The organism is Rhizobium sp. BK181, assembly GCF_014193305.1.
In the GTDB taxonomy this organism is placed as follows: Bacteria; Pseudomonadota; Alphaproteobacteria; order Rhizobiales; family Rhizobiaceae; genus Rhizobium.
The window spans coordinates 135,496-156,246 of record NZ_JACHZA010000002.1 but is presented as its reverse complement, the minus strand read 5'-3'; the positions used below and the strand labels follow the sequence as shown (position 1 = coordinate 156,246).

Annotated in this window: 21 protein-coding genes; 13 read left to right on the top strand and 8 right to left on the bottom strand. The window is 60.9% G+C overall.

Translation table 11 applies throughout. The features are described from left to right. Nucleotides 1-3 precede the first annotated feature (3 nt). Nucleotides 4-264, bottom strand: a complete 261-nt coding sequence (locus FHT77_RS08210) for a hypothetical protein (protein WP_183754169.1) — start codon at nucleotides 262-264, stop codon at nucleotides 4-6. A gap of 169 nt (nucleotides 265-433) precedes the next feature. Between FHT77_RS08210 and hemF the strand changes: the two genes are divergently transcribed. From hemF to FHT77_RS08195, 3 genes are all read left to right on the top strand, one after another. After that, nucleotides 434-1,348: an oxygen-dependent coproporphyrinogen oxidase gene (hemF, locus tag FHT77_RS08205; RefSeq protein ID WP_183754167.1), complete on the top strand. Its 915-nt coding sequence runs from the start codon at nucleotides 434-436 to the stop codon at nucleotides 1,346-1,348. 91 nt (nucleotides 1,349-1,439) lie between these two features. Continuing rightward, a complete protein-coding gene (locus FHT77_RS08200) occupies nucleotides 1,440-1,700 on the top strand; it encodes a hypothetical protein (protein WP_016554719.1) in 261 nt (86 codons plus the stop codon). 122 nt (nucleotides 1,701-1,822) lie between these two features. Continuing rightward, complete coding sequence (locus FHT77_RS08195; protein WP_016554720.1) at nucleotides 1,823-2,008, top strand: DUF1059 domain-containing protein; 186 nt, start codon at nucleotides 1,823-1,825, stop codon at nucleotides 2,006-2,008. 1 nt (nucleotide 2,009) lies between these two features. Here the strand turns inward: FHT77_RS08195 and FHT77_RS08190 are convergent, their stop codons facing one another. Genes FHT77_RS08190 through FHT77_RS08180 form a run of 3 tightly spaced genes read right to left on the bottom strand, consistent with a single transcriptional unit; the run spans nucleotide 2,010 to nucleotide 4,530 of the window. After that, entirely contained in the window at nucleotides 2,010-3,263 is a 1,254-nt protein-coding gene (locus tag FHT77_RS08190; RefSeq protein ID WP_183754165.1) for a CCA tRNA nucleotidyltransferase, read from the bottom strand. Next, nucleotides 3,260-3,910 (bottom strand): CoA pyrophosphatase, encoded by a 651-nt coding sequence (locus FHT77_RS08185; RefSeq protein WP_183754163.1) that lies wholly within the window; start codon nucleotides 3,908-3,910, stop codon nucleotides 3,260-3,262. Before FHT77_RS08185 ends, FHT77_RS08190 begins: the two co-directional genes overlap by 4 nt. Further along, nucleotides 3,907-4,530, bottom strand: coding sequence for a DUF1285 domain-containing protein (locus FHT77_RS08180; RefSeq protein ID WP_183754161.1), 624 nt, complete (start codon nucleotides 4,528-4,530; stop codon nucleotides 3,907-3,909). The genes FHT77_RS08185 and FHT77_RS08180 overlap by 4 nt, the downstream gene beginning before the upstream one ends. Before the next feature lie 158 nt (nucleotides 4,531-4,688). Here FHT77_RS08180 and FHT77_RS08175 point away from each other — a divergent pair, with 158 nt between their 5' ends. From FHT77_RS08175 to FHT77_RS08155, 5 genes are read left to right on the top strand one after another with little or no spacing between them, the layout of a single operon-like run. Further along, the gene (locus FHT77_RS08175) at nucleotides 4,689-5,699 is read left to right on the top strand and encodes a MoxR family ATPase (protein WP_183754159.1); all 1,011 of its coding nucleotides are present in this window, start codon (nucleotides 4,689-4,691) and stop codon (nucleotides 5,697-5,699) included. Between the two features lie 12 nt (nucleotides 5,700-5,711). Further along, complete coding sequence (locus FHT77_RS08170; protein ID WP_183754157.1) at nucleotides 5,712-6,632, top strand: DUF58 domain-containing protein; 921 nt, start codon at nucleotides 5,712-5,714, stop codon at nucleotides 6,630-6,632. Next, on the top strand, nucleotides 6,629-9,439 hold the full coding sequence (locus tag FHT77_RS08165; protein ID WP_183754155.1) for a DUF4159 domain-containing protein: 2,811 nt from the start codon (nucleotides 6,629-6,631) through the stop codon (nucleotides 9,437-9,439). Before FHT77_RS08170 ends, FHT77_RS08165 begins: the two co-directional genes overlap by 4 nt. A 1-nt stretch (nucleotide 9,440) precedes the next feature. Beyond that, nucleotides 9,441-11,510 (top strand): hypothetical protein, encoded by a 2,070-nt coding sequence (locus tag FHT77_RS08160; protein ID WP_183754153.1) that lies wholly within the window; start codon nucleotides 9,441-9,443, stop codon nucleotides 11,508-11,510. Between the two features lie 4 nt (nucleotides 11,511-11,514). Next, a complete protein-coding gene (locus FHT77_RS08155) occupies nucleotides 11,515-11,943 on the top strand; it encodes a GNAT family N-acetyltransferase (RefSeq protein ID WP_114713377.1) in 429 nt (142 codons plus the stop codon). Here FHT77_RS08155 and FHT77_RS08150 read toward each other — a convergent pair. Both FHT77_RS08150 and FHT77_RS08145 read right to left on the bottom strand, forming a co-directional pair. Next, on the bottom strand, nucleotides 11,936-13,246 hold the full coding sequence (locus tag FHT77_RS08150) for an MFS transporter (protein ID WP_183754151.1): 1,311 nt from the start codon (nucleotides 13,244-13,246) through the stop codon (nucleotides 11,936-11,938). The genes FHT77_RS08155 and FHT77_RS08150 overlap by 8 nt on opposite strands. Before the next feature lie 73 nt (nucleotides 13,247-13,319). Then, nucleotides 13,320-13,820 (bottom strand): GNAT family N-acetyltransferase, encoded by a 501-nt coding sequence (locus FHT77_RS08145; RefSeq protein WP_183754150.1) that lies wholly within the window; start codon nucleotides 13,818-13,820, stop codon nucleotides 13,320-13,322. Between the two features lie 270 nt (nucleotides 13,821-14,090). On the opposite strand from FHT77_RS08145, the gene FHT77_RS08140 reads away from it, so the two are divergent. Then, nucleotides 14,091-15,077, top strand: a complete 987-nt coding sequence (locus FHT77_RS08140; RefSeq protein ID WP_183754771.1) for a glutathione S-transferase family protein — start codon at nucleotides 14,091-14,093, stop codon at nucleotides 15,075-15,077. 7 nt (nucleotides 15,078-15,084) lie between these two features. Here the strand turns inward: FHT77_RS08140 and FHT77_RS08135 are convergent, their stop codons facing one another. Beyond that, nucleotides 15,085-15,522, bottom strand: a complete 438-nt coding sequence (locus tag FHT77_RS08135; protein ID WP_183754769.1) for an NUDIX domain-containing protein — start codon at nucleotides 15,520-15,522, stop codon at nucleotides 15,085-15,087. 113 nt (nucleotides 15,523-15,635) lie between these two features. Between FHT77_RS08135 and FHT77_RS08130 the strand changes: the two genes are divergently transcribed. From FHT77_RS08130 to FHT77_RS08115, 4 genes are all read left to right on the top strand, one after another. Then, nucleotides 15,636-16,544: a metallophosphoesterase family protein gene (locus tag FHT77_RS08130; protein ID WP_409527436.1), complete on the top strand. Its 909-nt coding sequence runs from the start codon at nucleotides 15,636-15,638 to the stop codon at nucleotides 16,542-16,544. Between the two features lie 149 nt (nucleotides 16,545-16,693). Beyond that, complete coding sequence (locus FHT77_RS08125; protein ID WP_183754148.1) at nucleotides 16,694-17,254, top strand: hypothetical protein; 561 nt, start codon at nucleotides 16,694-16,696, stop codon at nucleotides 17,252-17,254. Between the two features lie 170 nt (nucleotides 17,255-17,424). Further along, entirely contained in the window at nucleotides 17,425-17,931 is a 507-nt protein-coding gene (locus FHT77_RS08120; RefSeq protein ID WP_183754146.1) for an RNA polymerase sigma factor, read from the top strand. Between the two features lies 1 nt (nucleotide 17,932). Then, a complete protein-coding gene (locus tag FHT77_RS08115) occupies nucleotides 17,933-18,775 on the top strand; it encodes an anti-sigma factor (protein WP_183754144.1) in 843 nt (280 codons plus the stop codon). Nucleotides 18,776-18,879: 104 nt separating this feature from the next. On the opposite strand, the gene leuA is transcribed toward FHT77_RS08115, so the two are convergent. Continuing rightward, on the bottom strand, nucleotides 18,880-20,595 hold the full coding sequence (leuA, locus tag FHT77_RS08110) for a 2-isopropylmalate synthase (protein WP_183754141.1): 1,716 nt from the start codon (nucleotides 20,593-20,595) through the stop codon (nucleotides 18,880-18,882). Between the last annotated feature and the right edge of the window lie 156 nt (nucleotides 20,596-20,751).

The following is a 20,751-nucleotide window of genomic DNA, read 5'->3' as shown; positions in this document are numbered from 1 at the left end:
CGCTCAATCGGCAGATGGCAACCGCCGCATCGTGAATTCGATCTGATCGCCTTCGAGCTGTCGCCAGCTCTCGACTTCCGTCCAATACGCCGCCTTGGGGTATTCGTCGAACCATTCGCGCGCCTTGGCGCGGGCATCGAGCAGATTGAGACAATATGTCTGTCGTACGAAACGATCGTTCTTCCGGGCTGTGCCTTCCGCCCGGTGGGTAGCAATCCGTCGCTTGAGACCATCGAACGACGGAGGTCCAGGAATTTTCGTCATGAGCCTACCTCTGTGGGAAAAAGGTAATATCGAAAATCGCTTTTTGCGAGTCGAATCTGAGGAAGCCTCAGGCCGGTCCACTGCGCTGGTAGGACCCTGCCCTACCTGCTATCAGAGCAGCAAAGACGAAGGCACGAGTCGATCGTCGACCCGCTCGGAGAGAAACAGAATGGAAAGACCCGAACTTCCGATTGGCCTGCCTGACGATATCGAAGAGAAGAAGTCGACTGCCCGGGCATGGTTCGAAAGTCTCCGCGACACCATCTGCGCGTCTTTTGAAACGCTGGAAGACGAGGTCTCCGGCCCGCTTTCGGATAGAGAGCCGGGCCGCTTCATGGCCAAGGACTGGTCCCGCGAAAACGGTGCAGGTGGCGGCGGCCGCATGTCGATGATGAACGGTCGCGTCTTCGAGAAGGTTGGCGTGCACACCTCCACCGTATATGGCGAATTCGCGCCGGACCTCCGCGCCCAGATGCCGGGCGCCAAGGAGGATCCACGCTTCTGGGCCTCGGGCATTTCGCTGATCGCCCATCCAGTCAATCCCAACGTGCCTGCCGTTCACATGAACACGCGCATGGTGGTGACCTCCAGCCGCTGGTTCGGCGGTGGCGCCGATCTGACGCCGGTGCTCGATCGCCGCCGCACCCAGGAGGACGAGGACAGCGAGCTGTTCCACAAAGCGATGGAGATCGCCTGCCGTAGCCACTCCGGCGTCGCCGATTATGCGGCCTACAAGACGTGGTGCGACGAGTATTTCTTCCTCAAGCACCGGAACGAGCCACGCGGCATCGGCGGCATCTTCTACGACTGGCTGCATTCAAGCGAGGAAGCAGGCGGGTGGGACGCCGATTTTGCCTTCACTCGCGACGTCGGACGGGCCTTCGCAATGGTTTATCCACGGATTGTTCGTTCGAACTTCAATAAACAGTGGACAGACGCGGATCGTGACGAACAATTGATTCGCCGTGGGCGCTATGTTGAGTTCAATCTCCTCTACGATCGAGGTACAATCTTTGGCCTCAAGACAGGAGGAAACGTAGAGTCCATTCTCTCATCCCTGCCCCCTCTCGTCCGCTGGCCGTGACCGCGTAAATAAAGACGACCGCGGGGCTTAAATTCGAAGACTGGACCACTAAGTCTAAAGGTGTACGCGTAACAATCGGAGGAGGATTGTCATGACGATACAAACTAGCTCTGCGGCATCCGCGACTGCCCATGAGCCGCCCCCACCCGCCGATACGCCGGAGTTTCTATACCGGATTGCCGAAGGGTTCAGGGCAAAGAGTGGATCAGACCTCCCACTTTCATGCTTTATCCAGCAAGTGAAGCTTCAACTGGCCAGTGGAAAGACGCCGGAAGAACTCGATCGTCTGGCCACGCGCCAGGACAACAAAGCAGCGACCGATTGCTACAGATCCTGGGCAATGCCCGAATAAGGATAAAATGACCACCCGGCCGGTCCTTCGCGCCGGCCGGCTCCGGAACCTTCCTACCGTTTCGAACATTCACGCATTGCAGCACCGCGCAATGGCATGAAATCCGACAGAAGGAGGAAATAATGAGACTCTTTGAATGTGGCACGCTCGTCCCCGGATGCGACTGGCATACCCGGGCGAATGATGATGCCGAAATCGTCCGTCGTGTCGTTGAGCACATGCGTAGCGCCCACGGCGAGACTGTCATCCGTGAAAACATGGTCGACAACATCAAGGCTCGGATCCGCAACGAAGCGACCGCGGCCTAAACTATCTGGTCAGATCTTTCAGCCGGGCGAGTAACGCCGCCCGGTCCGGCGAGAAATTTTGCTCGACCCAGAAGTCCTCCAGTGACGAAAGCATCTCGCCCACCCTCTTCCCGGCGGCCACGCCTGCATCCATGACGTCGCCGCCATTGATCGGAAACTGAGGTTTCTTCCAGCTTTCGGCGTGGTTCAGCAGATTGCCGAGCCTTGCCGAGCGAGCCATCTCCTGCATGTCGCCTTCTGCTTTGCCGCGCGCGGTAGCCAGCGCCAGCTTCAAGCGCGTCTTGATCCCATCCGCGCCGTAGCGATAAAGCAGCCGCGCGAAGGCGGACGACGATAATTCGTCGTTGACAACAGGCCGCTTGGACCAGGCCTTGAGGTAGGCGGCCTCGGCATTGGCGAGCTTCAGGCGGCTAGCCATCTTCTCCAGCCGCTCGGTATCGGGAGGAACGATGGCGGCGAGGCGCAAAAGCGGGTCGGGCCTCCAATCAAGTGCCCGCTCCGTGTCGATCAACGCCGGAATGGTATCGATGCCCCATTTCTCCGTTTCCGGGAGGATCTCAGTGAGCACGCCCACCTGCCGCATCCAAAGGAGCGCCCGCCCAGGATCCTCGGCGCTCAGCAATTTGCGGAGTTCCGACCATACCCTTTCGGCGGAAAGCGTCTTCAGTTTGGAGCGAGCGGATGCGCACGCCCTCAAGCCGTCGGCGTCTGGACGGCCAGTGCCGTAGCAAGCAAAAAAACGGAAAAAACGCAGGATACGCAGATAGTCCTCGGCAACACGCGTCGGCGCATCACCGATGAAGCGGATGTTGCGCTTCTCGATATCTGCAAGGCCACCGACCAGATCGATGACATCGCCCTTGGCATCGACATAGAGCGCATTGATCGTCAGGTCACGGCGCTCCGCGTCCGTTTGCCAATCCGAACTGAAGGCCACCTTGGCGCGCCGCCCGTCGGTTTCCAAGTCGGCCCTCAGCGTCGTGACCTCAAAGGGCTTTCCGTCGATAACGAGCGTTACAGTACCGTGTGCAACACCGGTCGGAACGGACTTGATCCCCGCAGCAGCCGCGCGCTCGATGACCTGTTCCGGCGTCAGCGTTGTTGCCACGTCAATATCGCTCACGGCGAGACCCATGAGGCTGTTGCGGACGGCACCGCCGACGACACGCCCCTCGCCTCCATCGGCGTTGAGCAGCGAAAAGACGCGCGCCAGAGCCGGGTCCTTGAACCATGCCTCGTTGCCAAGGTTGGTCATGCATAGAGCCTTTCATAGAGGGTGCGAACGATGCCGGCGGTAATGCCCCAGATCATCCGGCTTTCATAGGGCATACGGTAGAAATGCCGCTCTAGTCCGTCGAGCACGCGCTGGTCACGGCTATGGTTGGCCGGGTTCATCAGAAAAGACAGCGGCACTTCGAAGACGTCATCGACCTCGGCCGGGTTGAGTTTCAATTCGAAGCCACGCTGGACCACAGCAAGCACCGGCGTAATACGGAAACCGGTCGATGCAAGGTAGTTCGGAAGCCGCGCTACAGTCTCGACAAAGGAACCGTCGATACCGATCTCCTCATGGGTCTCCCTGATTGCAGCCTTTTCGGCGGAGCCGTCGACAGCGTCGATCTTCCCACCCGGAAACGCGATCTGCCCTGAATGCTTACGCAGCGTCGCCGTGCGCTGGGTGAAAATCACATGTGCATCGTCACCATCGTCGATGACAGGCACCAGCACCGCGGCATCGCGAAGTTTGAAGCTTTCCACCTGCGAAACAATGTCGGGGTTGAGAATATGATCGCCGTGATCGCGCCAGGAAAGATCCACAGGACCGCCGGTCTGGTGAAGCGCGCGCCGGCGAAACTCAGCCGCCGAATAGAGCGAACGGTTTTCGGTCAGAACATTGGTCATCGGGAGAGTACATCCAGTTCATCCGCCGGCATAACGGGAAACGTGACTCCGCCGGAGCGAAGGCAGAACATCGTCGTGCCGTCAACGTCGAGACGTTCGCCACGTTCAACGAGTTCGTACATGATGGGGCGGGAGATCAGTGCCTCCAATTGCCCGCGCACATGAAGATAGGGTTTCAACTCGCTGTTTTCGCCGTGGATTGCAAAGCGGAGCGGATGCTCCGGCCCAGCTTCGACAACATCGCCGACATTCGTCCGGAAGGTCAGTAGCGGCGCCCCATCCCGTTCACCGGCATTCATTTCAACGGCCACGAACGGCGCATCCACAACGCGAATACCCACCCTTTCCACAGGCGTCACAAGATAAGTCTTCCCGTCCTCGTCCTTGCGCAAGACCGTTGAAAACAACCTGACGAGCGGCGCCCGGCCGATCGGCGTTCCCATGTAGAACCATGTGCCATCCGCTCGGATTTCCATGTCGATATCGCCGCAGAACGGCGGATTCCACCTGTCGACTGGCGGAAGACCCCGGGCTTTGCCACCAGCATCGCCGGCGGCGCGCGCAATCAGCGCGGCAAGACCGGCCGCGTCCGTTGTCGCCTTGATCTCTTCGGCTGCCATTCTTCTGTCCCGGTTTGTCTTTAACTCCAGAAGGTCACGAGATAGTCATTCGGAACGAACTTGTCAGCCCGCAACATCTCCATAACTCTATCTGGTATGACGCTTGCGTGTAAGCCTGACGATTCGCGACGAATGATATCAGCCGCTGGAGATGCCTTATGGGTATGATGAAGACCGACGCCCCCCTCGATGAAAAGGCGATCATCGCCGCGGCCGAGAAGGCCCTCGCAGATATTGCCGCTGTTCGGGGCGAAGTCTCCAAGGTCATCTTCGGCCAGGAAAGCGTCGTTGAGAACACTCTTCTCGCGGTTCTCTCGGGCGGTCACGCCCTGTTGGTCGGCGTGCCGGGTCTCGCCAAGACGAAACTCGTCACAACGCTCGGCGAAGTGCTCGGCCTTGCCTCCAACCGCATCCAGTTTACACCAGACCTCATGCCCTCTGACATTCTGGGTTCTGAGGTCATGGACCAGGATGACAGCGGCCGCCGCTCCTTCCGTTTCGTCAAAGGTCCGGTGTTTGCCCAGCTGTTGATGGCCGACGAAATCAACCGCGCGTCGCCGCGCACGCAATCGGCCTTGCTGCAATCCATGCAGGAATACCATATCACCGTCGCCGGCCACCGCTACGACTTGCCCGTGCCCTTCCACGTCCTTGCCACCCAGAACCCGCTGGAACAGGAAGGTACCTATCCTCTGCCGGAGGCACAGCTCGACCGCTTCCTTCTTCAGGTCGATGTCCACTACCCCGAACTAGCGGCCGAGCGGCAGATCCTGCTTGAGACGACGGGCATCAGCGAAACCAAGCCGCAAGCGATCCTGAATGCAGAGCGCCTTGTCGAAATCCAGACACTGATCCGTCAGATGCCCGTCAGCGAAACCGTTGTCGACGCCATCCTCGCGCTCGTCCGCTCCGCCCGTCCAGGCCAGGGCAACGCCTCGACGGACAAAAACGTCGCCTGGGGTCCCGGCCCGCGCGCTGGCCAGGCGATGATGCTTTGCGCCCGCGCTCGCGCCCTATATGAGGGCCGTCTCGCACCATCCGTTGACGACGTCCATGCGCTCGCCGAGCCGATCCTGCAGCACCGCATGGCACTGACATTCGCAGCGCGGGCGGAAGGCATGTCGGTTCGCGATGTCGTTGGCGGGCTGGTCAAGCAGGCCAAGGGATAAGGAAGCGTCTGCGTGGCACCCATCGGACAGATCGTCAATCCGACTTCGGGCACCGATGCCCTTGCTCGCGCAAGGCAGCGGGCGAGCCTGGTGCCGGATTGTCTGGTGGAGGCCAAGCGGATCGCGAATAGCGTGATCGCCGGCTGGCACGGCCGCCGCAAACGTGGCATTGGCGAGAACTTCTGGCAGTTCCGCCCCTATAGCGAAGGCGAGAGCCTGTCCCGCATCGATTGGCGCCGCTCGGCACGCGACGACCACACTTACATCCGCGACCGCGAGTGGGAGGCAGCCCACACTGTCTGGCTCTGGGCCGACATGTCTCCCTCGATGATGTACAAGTCCACCTTTGGAAACGCCTCCAAGGAAGGTCGGGCTCTCGTCATCATGCTTGCGCTTGCCGAGATCCTCGCACGCTCCGGCGAACGCATCGGGTGTCCCGGCGTCATGGAACCGATTGCCGCACGCAACGCTGCCGAACGGCTCGCAACAGCATTGATGCATGCGCCGCTGAGTGGAGGACTGCCCGACACGGCCATGATCCGCGGCTGGAGCGAACTCGTGCTGATTGGTGACTTTCTTGACGATGCAGCCGCAGTCATGGCGCGCATCAGCCCCTTGGCGCGGCGCGGTCTGCGCGGCCACGTCATCGAGATCGCCGACCCGGCCGAAGAACTTTTCCCTTATGATGGCCGCACCGAATTCACTGATCCCGAGACAGGCTCGAAGCTGACCTCGGGCCGCGCCGAGCATGTTCGCGAGGCCTATACCCACGCCTATCTCGGCCGTCGGTACGATCTCGGCCAGGCGCTGCGCCACATGGGCTGGACCTTTGTCAGCCATCGGACCGATCATCTTGCCTCTGAAGCGCTGGTGGCCGTTCATATGTATCTGTCAGGCATGCCGGCAAAAGCGACGCATGGAGGGCAACCATGAGCTCTCTCCCCTTCGCATTCGCCTACCCAGCAATCCTCGGCGCGCTTTTTGCCTTGCCGATCATCTGGTGGCTGCTCAGATTGACGCCACCGCGACCTAAGACGGAAGTCTTCCCGCCTCTGAAAATCCTTGCGACAGTCCTGAAGCGGGAGGAAACCCCGGCCCAGAGCCCCTGGTGGTTGACCTTGTTGCGCATGCTGTTGGCCACAGCCGTCATTCTGGCGATCGCTGACCCGATCTTCAATCCGCGGGCGAATTCAATCGCTTCCGGAGGTCCGCTCGTCCTCTTTGTTGACAATGGCTGGGCCACATCCCCGGATTGGGATCGCCGCGTGAAGACAGCGGAGGCGCTGATAGATGACGCTGAAGCGGCCGGAACACCGGTTGCCATCGCCTTCACGGCCGATCCGACAAATGATGCGGTCCCGGGAACGGCCGCGACAGCCCGCGACAAGCTGCGGGCCGCTGAACCGAAGCCGCTTGTACCGGATCGGCAGCGCGCGTTCGACGCTCTCCGTGCCGCACTGAACGGCGTACATCCCGGTACCCTCGCCTTCCTGACGGATGGAGCGGCCGCGGGCGATCACGACGCCACCGTCCGCCAACTCTCCGACCTTTCGCCGGCTCAACTGCGTTTGGTCTCAGGTGACGAGGCCGAGACGATGGCAATTACGTCGGCCAGCAATGCCGCCGACGCCATGACGGTCACCGCAACCCGCCTCAATAGTGCCGCTGCCGCTTCGTATCCCGTAACGGCGCAAGACACTCAGGGGCGTGCGATCGCCGCCGGCGCGATCGATTTCCAACCGGGTCAGAGCGTCGCGACCGGATCGATCACGGCGCCGTTCGAAATGCGCAACGATTTCGCGCGCGTCAGCATGGATAACCACGCGACGGCTGGCGCCGTGCATCTGCTCGACGACGGCTTCAAGCGTCGCCGCGTCGTCCTGCTGTCCGGCGAAGTCGGCGATACGTTCCAGCCGCTGCTTTCGCCGCTCTATTACATTCAACGCGCCCTGCAGCCCTACGCCGACCTGATCGAGCCGAACACACCCGATCTCGCGACCTCGATCCCGGACCTGCTCTCGCAGAACCCATCCGTCATCATCATGGCCGATATCGGTCGGCTTCCCCAGCAGACCTATGAGCCGCTGCAGCGCTGGATCGCCAATGGCGGCACGTTGGTCCGCTTCGCTGGGCCGCGTCTTGCCGCCGCTCCCGCTGACGACCCCTTGGTTCCGGTCATATTGCGACAGGGTGAACGCGCCCTCGGCGGCGCTCTGTCCTGGGCCGAGCCGCAGCCGCTGGCGGAGTTTCCCACCTTCGGCCCGTTCGCGGGAATGCCAAAGCCCACGGATGTCACGGTCAAACGCCAGGTTCTTGCTGAACCGACGCCAGATCTTGCCGAGCGCACCTGGGCGAGCCTCGCTGACGGTACGCCGCTGGTAACGACGAAGCCGATCAATGCCGGCCGCATTGTCCTCTTCCACGTCAGTGCCGAGGCGACTTGGTCCGACCTCCCGATCTCAGGCAATTTCGTCGAAATGCTGCGCCGCCTCGTCCAACTGTCACGCTCGGGTGGTGTCACCGCCGAAGCCGGAGCTTCTACGGCAGAAGCTTTGCCGCCCTTCCGCCTCTTGACCGCCAAAGGCGCGTTGACGACGGAGACCGGGACCGCGCGCCCGTTGATCCCCAACGTCAAGGTCACCCCGGTTGCCAGCTTTGACAATCCTCCCGGGCTCTACGGCTCCGAGGAAGGATTTACCGCGCTGAACGTGTTGCCGAAGGATGCCGAGTTGAAGCCTATCGATACGTCGGGCATTACCGTTGTGCGCGAAGGGTTGATTGGAGGGGAGACATGGTCTGCAAAGCCTGCTCTGTTCCTGATTGCCTTCCTGCTCCTGTTGGCTGACAGCCTGATCGTGCTGTTCATGAGCGGTGCCTTTTCGCGCCTTCGCCCAACGGCGCGCGCGGCAGCGCTTGTTGCCGTGGCGATCAGCGCCGCCTTCTTCCTCCAACCAGGGCAATCGCGAGCCGACGACGCAAAGCCGGGCGACGATCAGATTTTTCAGCGTCTCGACAATACGCACCTCGCCTATGTGGTTACCGGTGAGCAGGAGGTGGATCGGCTCTCCGAACGAGGGCTTGTCGGCCTGACGGACTTCCTGACCTATCGTACCACGCTGGAACCGTCGCCACCGGTTGGCCTGGACCTAGCGAAGGACGAGCTTTCCTTCTATCCGATCATCTATTGGCCTATTTCGGCAACCGCCCCCATGCCCTCGTCGGCAGCGATCAACAGGATCGACGCCTATATGCGCGCTGGCGGGACGGTACTCTTCGACACCCGCGACCAGTTCAGCGCGCTCGACAACAACGGCGGTTCGGTCAGCGCCAACGGCGAGCGACTGCAGCAGATCCTTGCCAACCTCGATATCCCGCCGCTCGAGCCGGTACCCTCGGACCACGTGCTGACGAAGTCCTTCTACCTCCTGTCGAGCTTTCCCGGCCGTTATACCGGGAGCCCGCTCTGGATCGAGGCGCGCCAGGAAAACCGCGCGGCCAATGCCAAGTCGACGGCGACGGCCGATGGCGTTTCTCCAATCCTCATCACGGGCAACGACTTTGCTGGCGCCTGGGCCGTCGATGACAACGGAGTGCCCATGCTGCCGACGGTTCCGCCTGATGAGACACAGCGTGAGTACGCCTACCGCAGCGGCGTCAACATCATGATGTATATGCTGACTGGCAACTACAAGACCGATCAGGTCCACGTTCCCGCTCTCTTGGAACGATTGGGCCAGTGACATGACGATTGATTTTTCGCCCTTCATTCCTTGGCCGCTCCTGGCGGGTCTGGCGATCATTGTCCTGGTGACCGCAGCATTTGCCATTTGGCGCCGTGTGCGCGGCGCCTGGGTTCGCTCGATTGCCGCCGTTGCTTTGCTGGCCGCCCTCGCCAATCCGCTGTTGCTGCAGGAGGATCGCGAACAACTGTCGACTGTCGTGCCGGTCATCGTCGATCGCAGCCAGAGCCAGCAGACGCCCGAACGCATCAAGATGACCGACGATGCTCTGGCGCAGTTGAAGGAGCGCCTCGCCCGCTTCCCCAATGTCGAACCACGCTACGTCGACGCAAGCGAACCAGAGGACTCCGACGCGCCGTCGACGCGGCTGTTCAACGCGCTGTCTGCGGCCGTCGCGGATGTACCGCCCGCCCGCATCGGCGGCGCGATCATGCTGACGGATGGCGAAGTCCACGATGTCCCCGGCGTCAACCAGGCGCTCGGCTTCGACGCACCCATCCACGGCTTGATCACCGGCAAGGCCAACGAATTCGATCGCCGCATCGAAGTCGTCAAGGCACCGCGCTTCGGCATCGTCAACGAGGAGCAGCAATTGCTGCTGCGCGTCTTCGACGACGGCCCGAGCCCCGGTGGAACCGCTGACGTCACGGTGAAGCTTAACGGCAATGAGATCGCCACGCTCCAGGCAACACCGGGACGCGACACGCCTTTTTCTTTCAAGGTCGAGCGCGGCGGCAGCAACGTCCTCGAATTTTCGGTTGCCGGCCTTCCCGGTGAGGTTACCGAGGCGAACAACCGCGCCGTCCATGTGATTGACGGCATTCGCGAGAACCTGCGCGTTCTGTTGGTCTCCGGCGAGCCGCACGCAGGTGAGCGGGCATGGCGCAACCTCCTGAAGTCGGATGCGTCTGTGGATTTGGTGCATTTCACCATCCTGCGCCCGCCTGAAAAGCAGGACGGTACGCCGATCAACGAACTGTCGCTGATTGCCTTCCCGACCCGCGAGCTGTTCGTCGACAAGATCAAGGACTTCGACCTGATCATCTTCGACCGCTACCAGCATCGTGGCGTCCTGCCGATCCTCTACTACGACTACATCGCCCAGTATGTGGAAAACGGTGGCGCCTTGCTGATTGCCGCCGGACCCGAACATGCCGGCCAGGATTCGATTGCGTTGACACCGCTGTCGTCCGTATTGCCGGCCGCGCCCACCGGCCAGATGATCGAGAAGGCCTTCTATCCCAGGCTCTCGGAGGAAGGCCGCAAACACCCGGTCACCCGCGGTCTCGATGGATCCGCAGACGAGCCGCCGCATTGGGGCCGCTGGTTCCGCAGCGTCGATGTCGAACAGCCGCAGGGCCAGACCGTAATGGTCGGCGCGGACAACCATCCGCTGCTCGTTCTCAATCGCGCCGGACAGGGACGCGTCGCGATGCTGCTCTCCGATCAGGGCTGGCTCTGGGCGCGCGGCTTTGAAGGCGGCGGCCCGCACGTGTCGCTCTATCGTCGCGTCGCGCATTGGCTCATGAAGGAACCAGCCCTCGAGGAAGAGGCGCTGACTGCACGGGCAGCCGGCCGCACGCTGGAGATTACGCGGCAGACGATCGGGGGCAACCCTGGCGATGCGACGGTCCGCTACCCCTCAGGCAAGACGGAAACACTGCCGCTGACGCAAGCCGAGCCTGGCCTCTTCAAGGCGGAAAAGAAGATGGACGAGATCGGCCTCTTCGAAATCAGGAACGGCGAAATGACGACGCTCGTTCATGTCGGCGCGGTCGATGCTCCGGAATTCAAGGCGATGATCTCGACGAGCGATGCATTGAAGCCCATTGCCGACAAGTCGAAAGGCCTCGTCACCCGTGTTTCCAACAATGACGGCGCGATCAGCATCCCGCCGATCTTGCCGGTTCGTGGCCAGATCCGGGTTGCCGACAACGATCGTATGCAGATCCACCTCACGAATGAAACGGTGCTGAAGGGCATCAACACCCTGCCGCTGTTTGCCGGTTTTGCCGGCGTCGGCATCCTGCTCCTTGCCTTCGGCGCCATGTGGTGGCGCGAAGGGCGTTAGCGGCATGGCCGAATTTGAGCTAACGGGCTCGCCCGCAGCTGATGATCTCACGACGATCGGCGACGCACTCTCGGCCTTCAACGTCCATGACGTCGGCCCTGCCGAGCGCCAACCGCTTGCGGTTCTCATCCGCGATACCGACGGCAACGTCTCCGGTGGGCTTTCCGGCTATACTGCCTGGGGCTGGCTTTTCACCCAGTTGCTGTACATTCCCGACAACGAACGCGGTAAGGGCATGGCCGGCAAGATCCTTGCCCTGGCCGAAGAGGAGGCAATCGCACGCGGCTGCCACGGTGCCTGGATCGATACCTTCAATCCACAAGCGCTACGGGCATACCAACGTCAAGGCTACGAGATATTCGGCGAATTGCCTGAGTTTCCAAAAGGCCGAACGCGCACATTTCTGCGCAAGGTGCTGGCCGAAGTTAGCTGAGCGCAGCCAGCCGCGTCTCCGTATCGATTGCCGTCGTGGCTATTGCTGCCACGACCAACAGGCCCGCGAACAGGCCAATGGCCAAGCCCAATCCGCCTGAAACGACGTATGCCATCAGGGAAGGCGCAAGCAAACCACCGAGGCGCGCCATCGCCCCTGCCGATCCCATGCCCGTCGCTCGCGATGCGGTGGGGTAGAGTTCCGGCGTATAGGCGTAGAGTGCTCCCCAGGTTCCGAGCAGCGCGAAGCTCATGACCAGCAGCGACGCGCCGACAAGCATATCGCTTGGAGAAACGACAAAGAGCAAGCACCCGAGCGCCGACAGCAGGCAGAACCCGATCAATGTCGGCTTGCGGCCCCAGGCCTCGACCCCATAGGCTGCAAGTGCATAACCTGGCACCTGCGCAAGTGCAACGAACACCAGGAAGCCGTATCCGCGCACAAAGCCGAACCCATCGCCCGCCAGCTTCGCCGGCATCCACGTGAAGACGCCGTAGTAGGAAACGGAAACCAGGAACCAGATCGCCAGGATCAACAGGCTACGGCGCCGCAGCTCGTCGGAGAATATGCCTTCCGCGGCATGTGGCGTTGCGACGATTTCGTCGTCCGACGGCAGGGGCGCTTTCTGATTCACAGCCAGCATCCTGTTGACGATCACCTTCGCCTCGGCTGTCCGTCCGGTCCGTAACAGGTAAAGCGGTGATTCAGGAACGAAGAGGCGCAGCGTAAGACCCACCAGGGCCGGCACAGCCGTGACCGCGAAAATATAGCGCCAGGGGTCGGTCACTCCAGCAACGCTCGCAGCCCAGGCGGCAAGCGCGACAATCAGCGTTCCGATCGCCCAGAAACCTTCAAGCGCAACCAACCAGCGGCCACGGCTCTTGGCAGGCAGGAATTCGGCCATCATCGCGTAGTCCACCGGCAGCGTGCCGCCAACCGCCATGCCGGTGAGGAATCGCAATGCAAGCAGAGCGACAAAACTGGGAGCGAAGATAGAAAGAATGCCGAAAAGCGCATCGAAGGCGACCGTCACGATCAGCACTTGGCGGCGTCCGACCCTGTCGGCAAGCCGCCCGAAGGCGACGGCTCCGATAAGCATGCCGAGAAAGAATAGTGTACCAGTCTGCAGGGCTTGCGGAACGGACAAGCCGAAAGTGGCAGCGATAGAAGCTGCGGTGAAGCCGACAGCAAGCACCTGCATGGCATCCGCCGCCCACACAAGACCGAAGATACCGATCAGGCGTCGCTGGAACGCCCCGGTGCCGGCGCGATCCAGCGCCTCGTCCATGGAAATGCCGCTCATGCTCTAGCCCTTCAAGCCACTGAAAGATCACGCAAAGCGCGCTTCAGGCATAAGGCTCAATACCGCACGCGACCTATTTTCGCCAGCCAATAGTTCCCTTGAGCCTGCTTTGCGCATCCTCGGCGAGTGGTACGACCAATACGCGCGCCGGATCGACGGGACCGGGAAATGCCAGTGCGTTATGAGCAACTCTCTCGAAACCGAGCGGGCAGTAGTAGGGAGGATCGCCGATGAGGATGACTGCCTCCGATCCCTTGCGGCGCGCGGCATCAATGGCGATCCGAACCAGTTCCCGGCCGATACCGCGACCCTTGTGGGACGGTCGCACGGCCAGTGGCCCCAGCAGGTGCGCATTGACCGAGCCCGCCAGGACGGGCGTCATGCGCACTGATGCAATCGTTTCGCCGTCGTCGGCGCATATGAAGGAGAGCGAGAGGTCGTGCGGCCCCTGCTCGCGAATCCGCGCGGCGGCCCGGGTATGCCGCCCGGGACCGAATGCTTCTTCGTTGATGTGTTCGATGGCAGCGTCGTGCGACGCATCCTCAGTGAGGTAGACCAGATCGTGCTTGTGCATGATGAGACGGAAACCGGGTAGACAGAATTGATGGATCTCGAGCACGCCCTTCGGCGTTCGGGAGCATCAGCGTCGTCGCAGGTTTCTCGGTGCAAACATCAAATCGGGTTCCTGAAGTGTGAAATGGCCGATAGCAGGAAAAATTTCGGTCGTCCAATGGAAATTTTGCGCAAGGCAACGCTGCGTGACGCACTGTTCAATCTTTACCGCCCTGCAAATGCGCCGGACCTGCGATATGTGTGGGCCAAGGAAAAATTGAAGGATCACAACATGGGCATGCTGGTTGATGGCGTCTGGCATGACGTCTGGTACGATACGAAAGAAACCAAAGGGCACTTCAAGCGCGCCGCTTCCCGGTTTCGCAACTGGATTACCGCCGACGGCGCAGCCGGACCGTCCGGTATCGGTGGCTTCAAAGCCGAGGCTGACCGTTACCATCTCTATGTTTCGCTGGCCTGCCCTTGGGCGCATCGCACGCTCATCTTCCGCAAGCTCAAGAAGCTCGAGAATCTTATCAGCGTTTCGGTCGTCGATCCGCTAATGTTGTCGAACGGCTGGGAGTTCAAGGTCGGCGACGGCGCAACGGGCGATCATCTCTTCGGTTCCAAGACGCTGTGGGAAGTCTATGTGAAGGCCGACCCACATTATTCCGGCCGCGTGACCGTGCCTGTCTTGTGGGACAAGAAGACCAACACGATCGTCAACAACGAGTCGTCCGAAATCATCCGGATGTTCAACAGCGCCTTTGATCATTTGACCGGCTCGACTGCTGATCTTTATCCGCAAGACCTGCGCGCCGATATCGATGAGCTTAATTCCGTCGTCTATGACACCGTCAACAACGGTGTCTATAAGGCCGGCTTTGCCACGACCCAGGAAGCCTACGGGGAGAATGTGGTCAAGCTTTTCGAAACACTCGATATGCTTGAAGACCGTCTGGGCAAGGGTCGTTATCTCTTCGGCGATCGGCTGACCGAGGCCGACTGGCGGCTGTTCACGACGCTGGTTCGTTTTGATGCCGTGTATGTCGGTCACTTCAAGTGCAACATCCGCCGTATCGAAGACTATCCTAATTTGTCGGCTTACCTGCGCGATCTCTACCAGACGCCCGGCGTCAAGGAGACGGTCAATTTCCGTCACATCAAGGACCACTATTACCGCAGCCACAAGACGATCAATCCGACCGGCATCGTGCCTGTCGGCCCAGCGCTAGATCTCGATCGCCCGCATGGCCGGGCGCGATTGGCTGCAGCCTAGCGCTGGTCTACCACACGTGGGCGAGCTCCTGCTCGCCCGCGAGTTCCGCCAGCCGGCGGCGTGTTGCCTCCGTGGTATCTGCTGGCAGGTCATCGATGGCGAAAAAGCCGCACTCGACGATTTCGCGATCCGGTGGACGGGGTGCGGTTTGCTCCACCTGCGTCTTATAGAAGAGGACATGGTCGCGTCGGCTCGCCGCCTTGTTAAAATAGACGTGAAACAGCTGCGGCCGTCCGAGAATACGCAAATTCCCCTCCTCGCGGAGTTCTTTGATCAACGCTTCCTCGGCAGTTTCATGGCGCTCGAGCCCTCCGCCCGGCATATGCCAGCCGGGTATGTAGCTGTGCCGCACGAGGAAGATGCGCCCCGTCTCATCGAAGCAGGCAGCCCGCACGCCCATCGTCATTCCACGCGCGACCGCAAAATACGCATGCACAATGCGCATCAGTGCGCGCGACTGCCAAGGGCGGATGGTTCCGATCACGCTTTTTCCAATTCCATTAATCCGTTCAAGCAGATGTGTTTGAATTGCAAACTTACTGGGCTATGTGTCGTGGCATGTTCAAGCTCGCACATATCTCCGATATCCATCTCGGCCCCCTCCCTCGCCTTTCGGTCCGCGAGCTCTTCTCCAAACGCATTACCGGCTTTGTGAACTGGCATCGCAACAGGCGCAAGCACCTTTTCGGCAGCACGCTGGATGTATTGCTCGATGACATCCGCACGAAGCAGGCCGATCATCTGGCGGTTACCGGCGATCTCGTGAATCTCGCGAGCGGGCTGGAAATCCGAGCCGCCGCCGCATGGCTGCAGGAACTCGGCGATCCCGCAGACAATTCCGTCGTGCCCGGAAACCACGATGCCTACGTCCCTGGCGCCTACGAAAAATCGGTGCGCGCATGGTATGACAATGTGCGCGGCGACCTCGCCCCGCCCGAATGGCAGGAAGACCGCCACGTCTTTCCTTACCTCCGCGTTCGCGGCAAGGTCGCCATTGTCGGCTGCTCGACAGCCGTGGCAACGCCCCCTTTTGCGGCCAGCGGCTTCTTCGGTGAGCGACAGGCGCGTGACACCGTGAACATGCTGCGCGCGGCCGGCGAGGCCGGCCTGTTTCGAGTAGTGATGATCCACCACCCGCCCATCCGCGGCGCGACCTCCTTCCACAAGCGAATGATCGGCATCCGCCGCTTTGGCGCCGTGATCTCCACCGGCGGCGCCGAATTGGTGCTCCACGGCCATACCCATTTGAATACGCTCCACTGGCTGCGTGGCCAAACAGGTCCCGTTCCCGTGGTCGGCATCGCCTCCGCATCGCAGGGGCCGGGAGGATTAAAACCCCGAGCCGCCTATAATCTGTTCTCGATCGACGGCTCTCCGGGCGCATGGGAACTCACAGGAGAGCGCTTCAGCATCAACTCCATGGGCGACAGCGTTTGCAGCGAAAGTGTCGATATTTTCAGAGGTTAGCGCCGCTTTCGGAATCATCGCCTCGGCAAATTGATTCAGAAACTGAAGATGACGATATCTTGAATTTCAGAAGGCATCCGAGGACTTGGCAAGTGGCGATTGCCACGTAAACTTGTTGTCTCTGCAGCACCAATTCACGGAGTCATTGCATGCCCATGGCATCCCCCAGGCTTCGCAGCCTGGCCCTAGCCGCTTCGTTCATCATCGCCGCCTCTTCATCCGCCTTTGGCATCGGTGATGAGAGCGACGAAACCAAGCCGCCGCCAAAGACCGAAACGACGACAAAATGTGCTGATGGCAAGGTCTGGGATGGGAAGCGCAAGGAATGCGTGGTCCCGAAGAAGAATTCGTTCAACGACGATGATCTCTACAAGGCAGCCCGCGAATTCGCCTATGCCGGTCAGTACGACAACGCCCTGACCGTGCTTCGGCTTGCCAATAACCAGAACGATCCGCGCATCCTGAATTATCTCGGCTATGCCAACCGCAAGGCGGGCAGAATGGAACTGGGGATGTCGTACTACCGCAAGGCGTTGCAGGCGGACGAGAATTATATTCTGGCACGGTCATACATGGGACAAGCTTTGGTGGAACAGGGTGACGTGCAGGGAGCGCGCGTTCAGCTCGTCGAGATCCGGGATCGGGGCGGCGAGCAAACCTGGGCTTATCGTTCGCTGCTGCAGGCACTGAACGGTTACCGCACGTACTGAGGTTGAGCCGAGCCGGGCCTGACGAAGAAAAGCTTTGAGAACCCGTGGGATACGCTGCCGGATGCTTGCGAAGCATCAGCTACTTGTTTCATAAAGGACACAGAAGCGATATAAAATCGATCTCCTGCTGGGTGCTCTCCCCGAGCACTCATGCATTACCTGGAAAGACCATGCGTCAACCCGTGACGACCATCGATCTCAGACGCGACCTAGTGGGCCTTCTGCCTCGGCTACGGCGTTTCGCGATGACCCTTGCCGGTGACGCAGCGAGCGCGGACGAACTCGCGCAGGTGGCGTGCGAGCGCGCCATTGCAAAGGGCAATCAATGGAATGGCGAAGGCCGTCTGGAAAGTTGGGTGTACGCCCTCGCCCGCCAGCATTGGAGCGACGACCATCGCCGACGCAAGCCGCATCCCGCTTCCCGGAGCAATGTCACTGATATCCGGGAAGCGAACCGCGATCGCACTTCCCTCGTCGACCCCGATGTCATCCACCGCATGATCGCCGACATGCCCGAAGGCACATCCAGCGCCTTTTTGCTGGTTGTTGTCGAAGGTCATAGCTATCAGCAGGCAGCCGACATTATGGGTGTCACCATCAACATCGTTGTATCCCAGCTGGCGGCGGCGAGACTGCATTTCGCTAGCGTCGCTGACAATTATACTTACAGGTACTGAATTGCTCGATTTCAAAAAACTGCCGCTCGATGCACAGCTAGCCGCCCTGCTGGATGGCGAGACGACGGCCGAACAGAAGCACGAACTCGAGCAACGCCTGGCCACCGACGAAGGCGCCAAGCGGCTCTACGACAAGCTGCGGCACGGCGCCGACTTCGGAAAGCACCGCCTCGACGACGTTCTCAAGGAACCGGTTCCTCTCGCCCTCGTTCGGTCGATCAAGAGTGCACAGCCGCCAAAGGCTCCAGTCGCACCGCGCATTTCACGGCCCTCGTTCAAGCTTACGCCGACGGGGCCACAGGCTCTGGCGGCAGCCGTCATCCTCTTCATCGCCGGCTGTGGCATCGGCTTTTTCGCCGCCGGCAGCACTGGCGCAATGAAGTCGGGCGCCTCAACAACGATCGAAGCCGCCCCGGATTCCGGCGAATGGTTGATCGACGTTATCGCCAACCAGCGGCTTGTCGCGCGCCAGCCGCGCCATATTGTCGAGGTTCCCTCGACGCAGGCGGAAGAAATTTCCACCTGGCTGACGTCGACAGTGGGCGTTGCGTTCCGAGTCCCCGACCTTTCAGACCAGGGCTGGACCTTCCAGGGTGCACGCGTCTTTATCGGCGACGGCCGACCGGTCGGTCAGCTCGTCTACACGAGTTCGGATGGCGACCTCGCCTCGATCTGTTTCCGCAAGGACAACTTGCCCTCGGAGGCCGACGACTTCAGAGAAACAATCAAGGATGAGATCGGCGTGGTCTCCTGGCATAATGCCGGCACATCCTATGTGCTCGTCGGCCCGTCGTCGGAAGCGTCGCTCGACCAACTCGCCATGCAGGTTGCAACATCCATCTGATCCCCGGACGAACTGCAACGGAGCGGCCGACCTCAGGACGTCGCCCAATTTTCCCACACTATTTACGAGAATGTGCAGCGGAACACTCCGCTGCACAGATCGCGTCAGGCCTTGCCGGCCTTTACGTCGAGCACGCGGTTCGCTGCAGACACAATTGCTTCGAGAGAAGCGCCTACGATGTTGGTGCTGATGCCGGCGCCGAAGAGCTTGCCATCAGGATAGGACGTCTCGACGTAGGAGATCGCGGCAGCGTTCGAGCCATGCTGCAGCGAATGCTCCGAATAGTCCTCGACCGACATGTCGATGCCGAGATAGTGCGAGAGCGCGTTTATGAAGCCATCGACCGGGCCGTTGCCCCTGCCCTCGATACGCTTCGTCTCACCGTTATCGGTGATCTCGGCGGCAACGATGCGCTGCCCCTTGTGCTCGGGATCCGCATAGGTGTGGTGGTCAACGAACTTGATGCGGCCTTCCGGCTGCGTCACATAGCGCTCGATGAAACGGTCGTAGATCCGTTTCGACGGCAACTCCTTGCCCTCTTCGTCGGTGATCCTCTGAATGTCCTCGCGGAACTCGACCTGCAGGTTGCGCGGCAGGTTCAGCCCGTAATCCTGCTGCAGGATGTAAGCGATACCGCCCTTGCCCGACTGCGAGTTGATACGGATGATCGCCTCGTAGGAGCGGCCGACATCCTGCGGGTCGATCGGCAGGTAAGGCACTTCCCAAACCGGGTGGTTGGCGACCTTGATCGCCTTCATACCCTTGTTGATCGCGTCCTGGTGCGAACCAGAGAACGCCGTATAGACCAGTTCGCCGACATAGGGGTGGCGCTCGCCGATCGGCATCTGGTTCGAATATTCGAAGACTTCCTTCATGCGCACGATGTTTGAGCAGTCGATCTCGGGATCGACACCCTGCGTGAACATGTTTAGCGCCATGGTGACAACGTCGACGTTGCCGGTGCGCTCGCCGTTGCCGAACAGCGTGCCTTCGACGCGGTCAGCGCCCGCCAGCAGCGCCAGTTCGGCGGCGGCGATGCCGGTGCCGCGGTCATTGTGCGGATGCAGCGAAATGATCAGGTTCTCGCGATTGTCGAGATTGCGGCACATCCACTCGATCTGGTCGGCATAGACGTTCGGCGTTGCCATCTCGACTGTCGACGGCAGGTTGATGATCAGCTTGTTGTCGGGCGTCGGCTTCATCACCTCGATCACCGCGTTGCAGATCTCCAGCGCTACATCGAGTTCGGTGCCGGTGAAGCTTTCCGGCGAATATTCGAAGCGGTAGCCGCCGCCGGCCTTCGCCGCCATGTCTGAAATCATCTTCGCAGCATCCACGGCGATCTGCTTGATGCCCTGGACATCCTTGGCAAACACGACACGACGCTGCAATTCGCTGGTCGAATTGTAGAAGTGAACGATCGGGCGGTTCGCGCCTTCCAGCGCCTCGAAGGTGCGGGTGATCAGCTCCGGGCGGCACTGCACCAGCACCTGCAGCGAAACATCGTCAGGCACATTGCCCTGCTCGACGCACCAGCGCGCGAAATCGAAGTCGGTCTGCGATGCGGACGGGAAGCCGATCTCGATTTCCTTGAAGCCCATATCGAGCAGCAGCTGGAACATGCGGGCCTTGCGGTCGTGACCCATCGGGTCGACCAGCGCCTGGTTGCCGTCGCGCAGATCTACTGAGCACCAGACCGGGGCCTTGGTCAGCGTCTTGGACGGCCAGGTGCGGTCAGGGATGTTCACCTGCGGATAGGCGCGATACTTGATCGCCGCCTCGGGCATGCCTTTGGTTTGAGAGCGGGTGTTCGTGTCCATGTCTTCTCTTCCTCTTCCCGTCATCTGGCCAGCCGCGTCATAGCGTATCGGGCCTGGCTTGGCGATGACGAATCCGGTGCTGATGCATCCGGTTGATCAGTTTCGGGAGTGGTCACGAGGAGCGATGGCCTGGGCGGGCTTTCGGCCGCCGGGCGC

Bases quoted from the DNA above. Each gene is read 5' to 3' on its own strand.
- FHT77_RS08150 (WP_183754151.1), bottom strand. From the start codon at position 13,246: ATGAGCGGCATTTCCATGGACGAGGCGCTGGATCGCGCCGGCACCGGG.
- FHT77_RS08145 (WP_183754150.1), bottom strand. From the start codon at position 13,820: ATGCACAAGCACGATCTGGTCTACCTCACTGAGGATGCGTCGCACGAC.
- FHT77_RS08210 (WP_183754169.1), bottom strand. From the start codon at position 264: ATGACGAAAATTCCTGGACCTCCGTCGTTCGATGGTCTCAAGCGACGG.
- FHT77_RS08185 (WP_183754163.1), bottom strand. From the start codon at position 3,910: ATGACCAATGTTCTGACCGAAAACCGTTCGCTCTATTCGGCGGCTGAG.
- leuA (WP_183754141.1), bottom strand. From the start codon at position 20,595: ATGGACACGAACACCCGCTCTCAAACCAAAGGCATGCCCGAGGCGGCG.
- FHT77_RS08195 (WP_016554720.1), top strand. From the start codon at position 1,823: ATGAGACTCTTTGAATGTGGCACGCTCGTCCCCGGATGCGACTGGCAT.
- FHT77_RS08165 (WP_183754155.1), top strand. From the start codon at position 6,629: ATGAGCTCTCTCCCCTTCGCATTCGCCTACCCAGCAATCCTCGGCGCG.
- FHT77_RS08190 (WP_183754165.1), bottom strand. From the start codon at position 3,263: ATGACCAACCTTGGCAACGAGGCATGGTTCAAGGACCCGGCTCTGGCG.
- FHT77_RS08200 (WP_016554719.1), top strand. From the start codon at position 1,440: ATGACGATACAAACTAGCTCTGCGGCATCCGCGACTGCCCATGAGCCG.
- FHT77_RS08130 (WP_409527436.1), top strand. From the start codon at position 15,636: ATGTTCAAGCTCGCACATATCTCCGATATCCATCTCGGCCCCCTCCCT.
- FHT77_RS08155 (WP_114713377.1), top strand. From the start codon at position 11,515: ATGGCCGAATTTGAGCTAACGGGCTCGCCCGCAGCTGATGATCTCACG.
- FHT77_RS08140 (WP_183754771.1), top strand. From the start codon at position 14,091: ATGGGCATGCTGGTTGATGGCGTCTGGCATGACGTCTGGTACGATACG.
- FHT77_RS08135 (WP_183754769.1), bottom strand. From the start codon at position 15,522: ATGCGCATTGTGCATGCGTATTTTGCGGTCGCGCGTGGAATGACGATG.
- FHT77_RS08125 (WP_183754148.1), top strand. From the start codon at position 16,694: ATGCCCATGGCATCCCCCAGGCTTCGCAGCCTGGCCCTAGCCGCTTCG.
- FHT77_RS08175 (WP_183754159.1), top strand. From the start codon at position 4,689: ATGGGTATGATGAAGACCGACGCCCCCCTCGATGAAAAGGCGATCATC.
- FHT77_RS08180 (WP_183754161.1), bottom strand. From the start codon at position 4,530: ATGGCAGCCGAAGAGATCAAGGCGACAACGGACGCGGCCGGTCTTGCC.
- FHT77_RS08160 (WP_183754153.1), top strand. From the start codon at position 9,441: ATGACGATTGATTTTTCGCCCTTCATTCCTTGGCCGCTCCTGGCGGGT.
- FHT77_RS08120 (WP_183754146.1), top strand. From the start codon at position 17,425: ATGCGTCAACCCGTGACGACCATCGATCTCAGACGCGACCTAGTGGGC.
- hemF (WP_183754167.1), top strand. From the start codon at position 434: ATGGAAAGACCCGAACTTCCGATTGGCCTGCCTGACGATATCGAAGAG.